The sequence below is a fragment of the Capsulimonas sp. genome, assembly GCF_039929585.1.
In the GTDB taxonomy this organism is placed as follows: domain Bacteria; phylum Armatimonadota; class Armatimonadia; order Armatimonadales; family Capsulimonadaceae; genus Capsulimonas.
In genome coordinates this window covers 49,132-58,007 of the sequence record NZ_JBDSQY010000173.1, presented here as the reverse complement: position 1 = coordinate 58,007, position 8,876 = coordinate 49,132, and the positions used below count along the sequence as shown (strand labels likewise).

The 8,876-nt window shown below is 59.2% G+C and carries 8 protein-coding genes and 1 pseudogene; 8 read left to right on the top strand and 1 reads right to left on the bottom strand.

All coding sequences use genetic code 11. The features are described 5' to 3' along the window. Window positions 1-253: 253 nt before the first annotated feature. Window positions 254-1,321 carry a hypothetical protein gene (locus ABIZ35_RS12355; protein WP_348220210.1) on the bottom strand — a complete coding sequence of 356 codons (1,068 nt, stop codon included), beginning with the start codon at window positions 1,319-1,321 and terminating at the stop codon, window positions 254-256. A 448-nt stretch (window positions 1,322-1,769) separates the two neighbouring features. Between ABIZ35_RS12355 and argC the strand changes: the two genes are divergently transcribed. From argC to ABIZ35_RS12315, 8 genes and pseudogenes are all read left to right on the top strand, one after another. Then, the gene (gene argC / locus ABIZ35_RS12350) at window positions 1,770-2,819 is read left to right on the top strand and encodes an N-acetyl-gamma-glutamyl-phosphate reductase (protein ID WP_348220209.1); all 1,050 of its coding nucleotides are present in this window, start codon (window positions 1,770-1,772) and stop codon (window positions 2,817-2,819) included. Between the two features lie 11 nt (window positions 2,820-2,830). Continuing rightward, window positions 2,831-3,406, top strand: coding sequence for an arsinothricin resistance N-acetyltransferase ArsN1 family B (locus tag ABIZ35_RS12345; protein ID WP_348220208.1), 576 nt, complete (start codon window positions 2,831-2,833; stop codon window positions 3,404-3,406). Between the two features lie 60 nt (window positions 3,407-3,466). Continuing rightward, window positions 3,467-4,732 (top strand): bifunctional glutamate N-acetyltransferase/amino-acid acetyltransferase ArgJ, encoded by a 1,266-nt coding sequence (gene argJ, locus ABIZ35_RS12340; protein WP_348220207.1) that lies wholly within the window; start codon window positions 3,467-3,469, stop codon window positions 4,730-4,732. 59 nt (window positions 4,733-4,791) lie between these two features. Beyond that, complete coding sequence (locus tag ABIZ35_RS12335; RefSeq protein WP_348220206.1) at window positions 4,792-5,430, top strand: Uma2 family endonuclease; 639 nt, start codon at window positions 4,792-4,794, stop codon at window positions 5,428-5,430. Between the two features lie 25 nt (window positions 5,431-5,455). Then, on the top strand, window positions 5,456-6,319 hold the full coding sequence (gene argB, locus ABIZ35_RS12330; RefSeq protein WP_348220205.1) for an acetylglutamate kinase: 864 nt from the start codon (window positions 5,456-5,458) through the stop codon (window positions 6,317-6,319). A 5-nt stretch (window positions 6,320-6,324) separates the two neighbouring features. Further along, window positions 6,325-7,560, top strand: coding sequence for an acetylornithine transaminase (locus ABIZ35_RS12325; RefSeq protein ID WP_348220204.1), 1,236 nt, complete (start codon window positions 6,325-6,327; stop codon window positions 7,558-7,560). Window positions 7,561-7,623: 63 nt separating this feature from the next. Next, window positions 7,624-8,058 (top strand): Clp protease N-terminal domain-containing protein, encoded by a 435-nt coding sequence (locus ABIZ35_RS12320; protein WP_348220203.1) that lies wholly within the window; start codon window positions 7,624-7,626, stop codon window positions 8,056-8,058. A gap of 179 nt (window positions 8,059-8,237) precedes the next feature. Next, window positions 8,238-8,666, top strand: a pseudogene (locus tag ABIZ35_RS12315) (Clp protease N-terminal domain-containing protein); the annotation flags it as partial. Window positions 8,667-8,876: the final 210 nt, after the last annotated feature.

The following is an 8,876-nucleotide window of genomic DNA, read 5'->3' as shown; positions in this document are numbered from 1 at the left end:
TCGACACCCTGACCATTGAAAGAATTTCTGTTCTTGTTCTGGAGAAGGATTCAATCGATACCGATAGCATTTCCGAATGATCATTGTCTACTATTATACATGGAATCGAACAAGGATTCAATTCAATATCGCGCCTTCGGCACGGCGCTGTCCATCTCCCCCATAAATGGGGAAGTCTTTCGCGCGATTTCGATAACACCGCGAGCGGCGGAGCATTCGCTTCGCCGCTCGGATATGGTTTTCGGGCTGAATATTATTTCAGACCCGAAATATCGTAAACATACGCGCGGGAGAAGCCGCCGCTGTTGTCCACGCTTTCGGCGATGTTGAGGGTTTTGCCGGGAGCGCCGTCCTTGGGAACGGGCAAGTAGAAGCGCGTGCGGACGGTTTCGCCGAACTCCGGGCTGTCGTCGGTGTTGTCGTCGTTTTTGACATGCCGCAGGGAGCCGTCAAACATGGTCTTATCGCCGTCGGAATCTTTGAGAAAGATCTTGAAGGCGTTGGCGGCCGAGATGTAGACGGGTTGGTAAGACTGGTTCTTGAGCGTCATCACGCCCACGAGCCATCGCTTGCCGTCCGGCGGATCGCTGTCGCCGATCTTGTCGCTGGAGAACGCGAGCGAATCCAGCGTGATGTCGAAGTAGCCGGCGGGGTAGGTCTGGCCGACGACGGCGGGAACGTTCGCGAGCGCCGTCGCGCCTTTGGGATCGGCCGGATCGGCGAAGGGGGCGGCAAGCGGCTTGACCGGGTTTTGGGCGGTTCCCAGCGAATAGCGGGTGACTTCCTCGCTCGTACCCTCCCGGCCCTTACTCATGATCAGCTTCGGGATCGGCCCATCGGCCGGCACGATGCAGGCGGTCGTCAGATCGTCGATCCCCTGGCCTGGTTTGAGCGTGACCACGAGACATTCCTTGTCGCCGTCGTGGATGATGTATTGATTGGCGTCGCGTGTCTTTCCGTCCATGCCGACGGTTTGGAAGTCGACGAATTGCTTGCTCAGATAAAGATCGTCCTTACGCGGGTTCTTCGCGCGGAAGTGCAGGACAAGCAGCTTTTCGTCCGATTTGGGAACGATCGCGCCGCTGGAGCTCAAATTGATTCGGGCGAGGCTGTACTCGGCGCTCAAAAGCGTGAAATTCGGCCCGTCCTTCAGCGTATACGTCTCACCGAAGACGCCTTCGCCTCCGGCCATCTGGTGTGTTCCCCGCGTCCCAACCACGGGCTTCTTCACGGGATGTTTCTTGGGAGCGGCGGCGTGCGCCGTGGGGATCAACGCGCCGGTCAGCAGTGTTCCGGCGACAACAAGAGCAGCAGTTTTCATTAGGTTTCCGTTCCAGAACTGTAATAGGGATATGTTTCGCCAGCATGATGTGAAATCCTGCTTGCCTGGTGAGACGGCCTTGCATGCCTCACAAACTCTGAAGAATTTTCCACGGGTTTTGTTCCCATACGCAAGCAATCATTGAGGAAGCTATCGCCCCCTTGACAATTTCACCCCGCGCCGGGTATCTTAAACGCACAATGTCTTTTCTAGCAGCAAACAACCTGTCGCTGCGTCGTCGCGTTCGTGTTTTGGGAAATGCGTCCGCGACACGCTAAGCGTGGAGAAGGCTCGAGTTGATCGAGCCGCGGGCCATTTCCCTTTCCCCTTCGGGGAGCATGGGAATTCGATGGCGCGCGGCTTTTTGCTTTTGGGGAAACGCCGCGCGCCGGTCTTAATGAGTTAAGACGGCGCGCGGCGTTTCTTTTTTTGATATGGGGCAAAACTAATGACGGATCGATTGCGGGTCGGAATTGTGGGAGTATCGGGGTACGGCGGGGGGGAGTTGGCGAGGCTGCTGGCGGGCCATCCGAATGTGGAGCTGACGTATGTGACGTCGGGGACCTATGCAGGTAAACCGCTGTCGGCGGCCCTGCCGGGCGTGGCGAAGCGCATTGATTTGGTCTGCGAGAAGTTCGACGCGCAGACGGCGATTGACCGATGCGATGTCGTTTTTCTCGCCGGAGAGGCGGGGCTGGCGATGGAGCATGCGCCGGCGCTGATCGAGGCGGGCAAGCCGGTGATCGATCTCAGTGCGGATTTCCGGCTGAAGAACCCCGCGCACTACGCGCAGTGGTACAAGTCGGAGCATAAGGCTCAAGATTGGATCGAGCGGGCGACGTACGGCCTTCCTGAACTCAACAAAGAAGCGATCAAATCGTCCAAGCTGATCGCGAACCCCGGCTGCTACCCGACTTCGGCGGCGCTGGCCCTCGCCCCATTATTGGCGGCGGACCTGATCGACCGCAAGTCTATTATTATCGATAGCCACAGCGGCGTTTCCGGCGCGGGCCGATCGAAGTTCGGTCTGGACTTCCACTTCAGCGAAGTCAACGAAAGTATCAAGCCCTACGGCGTTGCAGGTGTCCATCGCCATGTGCCGGAGATCGAGCAGTCACTCTCGCAGATCGCCGGAGAGCCGATTTTGATCACATTCACGCCGCACCTGTCGCCAATCACGCGGGGCATTCTGACCACGGCTTACGCCAATCTCAAGGCCGACGCGGGCGATCTTCAGGCCCTCTTTAACACTTACTACGCGGACGAACCATTCGTCGTGATCTTAGACGCGGGCCAGTTTCCGGCGACGAAGCATACGCAAGGCACGAACTACTGCCATATCGGCCTCGCCGTGGATACGCGCACCAACCGCGTGATTGTGATTTCGGCAATCGATAACCTTGTCAAAGGCGCGGCGGGGCAGGCGATCCAGAACATGAACCTCGCGTGTGGGTTCGACGAAACGGCGGGCCTGACCATGGCCGCCATGTGGCCGTAAAGGGGACGGATATGGACCTTATACGACTGGCCACCCCGGACGACGCGGAAGATATCCTGCGAATCTATGGCCCGATCTGTGCGGAATCGGCGATCACATTCGATGTGACGCCGCCGCCGGTCGATGTTTTGCGCGACGATATCGCCCGTGTGACGCGTGAGTTTCCGTGGCTGATCTTCGAGCGTGACGGCGTGGTCGCCGGTTATGCGTACGCCAGCCGTCACCGCGATCGTTTGGCGTACCAATGGGCGGTGACGATCTCGATCTACCTCGACCCGGCGCACCACCGTCAGGGGATTGGCCGCAGGCTCTACAAGGCGTTGTTCTCACTGCTGGAGCTGCAGGGATTTTACACGGCCTATGCGGGAATCACGATGCCCAACGATCCGAGTGTCGGCCTGCACGAGAGCTTCGGCTTCAAGCTCATTGGCTTCTACACCGATGTCGGCTTCAAACTGGGGAAGTGGCTCGATGTCGGATGGTGGGGACTTGCGCTCCGTCCGCCCAGCGAAGAGCCGGTCCCACCGGCGCCTTTGCAGGAATTGATCGGAACGCCGGCCTTCGACGCCGCATTGGAATGTGTGTAAGAAAGCTGTGAAAGCTTTCGGATCTGAATTGACTTTTTGTCGGATTTTGGAGTGAGTGTAATGGACATTATTCCGGGCGGCATTGTCGCCCCTCAAGGTTTCAAGACCGCCGGGGTCTACTGCGGCATCAAGCGAAAGCGCAATGATCTGGCGCTGATCGTCTCGGATGTCGATGCGGCGGCCGCAGGGGTCTTCACCACGAATATCGTGAAGGCCCCATGCGTGGTAAGCAATCAGGCGTATCTGGAAGAGGGGATCGCTCGCGCCATCGTCGTCAACAGCGGCAACGCGAACGCCTGCAACGGCGAGCAGGGCTTTACCGACGCCGTGGCGATGGTCCAGCAGGCGGCCGACGCTCTGGGGATCCCACAGCGCCGGGTGCTGAGCGCCAGCACCGGAGTCATCGGCCACAAGCTGCCGATGGAGAAGATCATCGCCGGCATTGTGAACGCCGCTGGAAAGCTGCACGGGGAAGAGTGCGATGACACCGCTCAGGCGATCATGACCACCGACACCTTTCCGAAGCAGGTCGCGGTCGAGTTCACTCTTGATGGCAAAACCGTGCGCCTCGGCGCCATCGGCAAGGGATCGGGCATGATCGCGCCGAACATGGCGACGATGCTTGGCTTCATCACCACCGACGCCGCCATCGAGCAGCCCGTGCTTCAGGAAATGCTGCGGCGAGTGGCCTGGTACACCTTCAACTCCATCACCGTGGACGGCGACACCAGCACCAACGATATGACGCTCGTCTTGGCGAATGGCCTCGCCGGCAACAAGATCATCGACAGCCTGGAAAGCGCCGATGGCCGGGAGTTCGAGAAAGCTCTGTTCAGCGTCTGCCTGCACCTCGCCAAAGAAATCGCCCGCGACGGCGAAGGCGCCACAAAGCTCGTCGAAGTGACCGTGCAGAATGTCGCCGTCCCCGAGCATATCGCGAGCGCCTTCGCCAGCAACGGCCGCGAGATCAGCCCCGAGCACCGCGCCGGCTTCCCGCGCTCCGTCGCGAAGACCATCGCCAACTCGCCCCTGGTCAAGACGGCCCTCTTCGGCAACGACCCGAACTGGGGCCGGATCCTCGCCGCCGCCGGCCGCGCCGGCGTCGTCTTCGATCCGGACAAAGTCGAGATCGCCCTCGCCGGAACCACAGTTTACCGCGACGGCATGCCGACGGATTTCAACGGCTACGTGGTTTCCGAAGCGATGAAAGCAAAGGAAGTCCAAATTCTGGTAGACTTTCACCAGCCCGGCGGCGAAACCGCCACCGTCTGGACCTGCGATTTCAGCTACGACTACGTGAAGATCAATGCAGAGTATCATACTTAGTGAAAAATTAGGACTCGTCGCTTCTATTTTCGCCACTAAATCGGCTCAAGGAGGTTGTCATGACCGTTGTGATTGTTGAACCAACATATCCCGACCGCCGCGAGGCGCCAAAGGAGAAAATGAGCTATGACGAGTTCCTGGCTTGGTCGGATGATAAAACGTTTGCGGAATGGGTGGATGGAGATGTACACATCATGAGTCCGGTGAGCCGCCCCCATCAGGAGATTTCGCTGTTCCTTAGTCGGCTCTTGGCGGAATTCACGGAAGCTAACGATATAGGGCAGATCTTCACAGCTCCTTTTCAAATGCGTCTGACAACTGTTGCTCGTGGTCGCGAGCCAGATTTATTGTTTGTTGCTAAAGAAAATGAAGTGCGTATTCAAAATACTTATCTGAATGGCCCTGCCGATTTGGCGATAGAAATCATTTCACCCGAAAGTATCATGCGCGATCGTGGTGAGAAATACGCAGAGTACGAATCTGAAGGCGTTCGTGAATATTGGCTGATTGATCCCGCCACGGACCGCGCTGATTTTTTTGTGTTAAGCGAAGACCATCGCTACGAACGTGTTCGGCCGGATGCGTCAGGAATCTATTCGAGCACAGTTCTTGATGGATTGTGGCTGGATATTAACTGGCTCTGGAGCCGTCCTCTGCCGAAACTTCGCGATGTGATCAAAGCGTGGGAACTGCGTTAATTTCAGAATTAGGAAAGCATAGCAAATGCCAAACCAACAACCGAACCAGGCCGCCGAAGTTTTGATTCAGGCGCTGCCATATATCAAGCAATATTCCGGCAAGACCATCGTCATTAAGTACGGCGGAAACGCCATGATCGATGAATCGCTGAAGGCCGCCGTGATGCAGGATATTATTCTGATGCGTTACGTCGGGATCAACGCCGTTCTAGTCCACGGCGGCGGACCGGAGATCAGCGACGCGATGCAGCGGATGGGCAAGGAGCCGGCGTTTGTCGGCGGACTGCGCGTCACGGACGCGGAGACGATGGAAATCGTCGAGATGGTGCTGACGGGGAAGACGAACAAGAATATCGTCGCACATCTCAACAAGCAGGGCGGGCAGGCCGTGGGGCTCAGCGGCAAGGACGGGAATTTGATCGTCGCCGAGCGCGAGACGACCAAGGGCGATATCGGGTTTGTCGGACGTGTTGTCAAAATTAATCCCGAATTGCTGCACACGCTGTCGGGGGCGGGATATATCCCCGTGATCTCCAGCGTGGCGATCGGGACCGAAGGCGAGAGCTACAACGTCAACGCGGATACCGTCGCGGGCGAGCTGGCGGCGGCGCTGTCGGCGAGCAAGCTGATCGTGATGACTGATGTCGAGGGCATCTATCAAGATTTCGCCGACAAAGACAGCCTGATCTCGCAGATGACCGCTAAAGACGCGCGTCAGCTCATCACCGACGGCGTGGTGGACAAGGGCATGATCCCCAAGATCGAATCCTGCGTTGTGGCGATCAATGGCGGCGTGGAAGCGGCGCATATCATTGATGGCCGCGTGCCGCACGCACTTTTGATTGAAGTCTTTACGGATCAGGGCATCGGGACGATGGTTCGAGGTTAAGATCGATGACACAATCGCTTTATACGATGGATGCGGAAACCGGGCGGATCGCGCCGGCGGTGGACGAAGCGCAGGCGCGCGCGTGGGACCATGACCACGTCATGACGACCTATGCGCGTCTTCCGGTGACTCTCGTGCGCGGCGAGGGCGCCAAGGTCTGGGACGCCAACGGCAAAGAGTATCTCGACTTTCTGGCCGGCATCGCGGTCAACGGGGTGGGGCACTGCCATCCGCGCGTCGTGCGCGCCATTCAGGAGCAGGCGGCGACGCTGATCCATGCGTCGAACCTGTATTTGACCGAACCGCAGGCGCGGCTGGCGGCCAAGTTAGTGTCGATCAGCGACTTCGAGCGTGTGTTTTTCTGCAACAGCGGCGCCGAAGCCAACGAGGCGGCGATTAAGATCGCCCGCAAGCATGGTAAGAAGAATGGTAGCGCGACGAAGTTTGGGATCGTGACGGCGAACCGATCATTCCATGGCCGGACGCTTGCGACCGTGACCGCCACCGCGCAGCCGAAGTACCAGACGCCGTTCGCGCCCGTTGTCCCAGGTTTCTCGTATGTGCCGTTCAACGACATCGAAGCGCTGCGCGCCGCTGTCAGCGACGATACGTGCGCGGTGATGCTGGAGCCGGTGCAGGGCGAGGGCGGGATCTATCCGGCGCATAAAGAGTTTTTGCGGGAAGCAAGGGAACTCTGCGACAAGTTCGGCGCGCTGTTGATCTTTGATGAGATCCAGACCGGCGTCGGCCGCAGCGGCAAGTGGTGGGCATATGAGCACTACGGAGTCATTCCCGACATTATGACGCTCGCGAAGGCGCTCGGCGGCGGCGTGCCGATCGGCGCATGTCTGGCGCGCGGCGAGGCGGCGACGACGCTCGTTCCTGGCGACCACGGCAGTACATTCGCCGGCAACCCGCTGGCGGCGCGCGCGGCGCTGGCCGTGCTGGAGGCCATCGAGGAAGAGCACCTGCTGGCGAACGCGCACGCAATGGGCGCATACTTCGTGCATCGACTGAACGAAGCGCCGCTGCGCGGTAAGATCAAGGAGATTCGAGCCCTCGGGCTTCTGATCGGTGTCGAATTAGTGGCGCCGGATGCGCGCCGGGTGCTGATGGAGGCGCTAGACCAGGGCTTAATCATCAACGCCGTGGGCGACCATATTCTGCGTCTGCTGCCGCCGCTGGTCATCACGAAAGAGGATGTCGATCGCGCGGTGGAAATCCTGTCGGCCATTATCTGAGATTTCGATCTGCAATTTTCATTCGCTCCGTAGTTCGCTGAGATTCGAGAAGGGAACGAAACAATGCCTGCCATGTGGGATAACCTGACGCTGAGCGCCGCCGGCGTGATCTACCGCGCCAAAGAAGAAGCACGTCGCTTTGGGCAGAACGAGGCGGACACCGAGCACTTATTGCTCGGTCTGCTTGCGCTGCGCACGAATGTCGCCTGCGCCATTATTACCCGTCTGGGCGTGGACCTGGATGTGCTGCAAGGCGACATCGAGACCGGCGCCGAGTCCGGCGAAGCCCTGCTTCCGGTTTGGAAGTTGGAGTTCAGCGAAGCCGCCCAAATGGCGCTAGCGCTGGCCGAACAGGAAGCGGGCGAGAACAACGCCGGCGAGATCGGCACGGAGCATATTTTACTGGGCCTGGTCCGCGAAGAAGAAGGCGCGGCGGGACGTCTGCTCGCGGAGCATGGCGTGACGATGGAGAAAGTTCGGGGAGAGATCGGGAAGTAGGGGCGTGAGTCCCTACTCCCCAGCCTTCGAGACCTATTCCCCCGCCGAAGTAAACTTCGGCCTCCCCTTTTCCCCCGCGAAGCGGCTTGCTGGGAAAAGGGGGAAACGCGCTAAAGCGCGGGGGAATAGGTCTCGAAGGCCTGGGCATCTTGGGGCGCAGCTTCTCCTAGAGAATTACAATGTCAAAACAACTCACTCTCAATGCGCGCATGGTGCTTTTCGCGGCGCAGCAGGAAGCGGCGCGGCGGTCGCATGCGGAAATCACGCCGGAGCATATCTATATCGCGCTGCTGGGGGAAACGGAAGGCGTCGCGGATTATATTCTAGCGCGCCTGGGCGTCAACGTCGAGGTGCTGGCCAGAACGGCGGGAGAGATGGCTGGCGCCGGGGATAGCGCCGAACAGGATCTGCCGCTGTCGCTGTCGTCGAGCCGCGAGCGCCCCCTCACGCCGGAAGCGGCGCGTGTGCTGGAGCTGGCGGAAGCGGCGGCGAAGACACTTTATGAGTCCTATATTGGCACCGAACATTTGCTGATTGCACTGACGCGGCAGGAAGAAAGCGCGATTTGCGAGGCGCTGACGAAGGCGGGCGCCGGCGAAGCGGCGCTGCTGGCGGAAATCTCGTTGCTGCAAAACGCGACGAATCCGATCGACTTGGAGACGAATACCGGCGGTGATTCTCCCATCATTCGTGTGGCGACCCAGATCCTTCAGGAGGCGCTCAAAGAGAATGTCGTTGAGGTGCACATCGAGCCGAGGGAAGGCGATGTGCGCGTGGCCCATCTCGTCTGGGGATCCTTCAGCGAAGCGACCACTGTG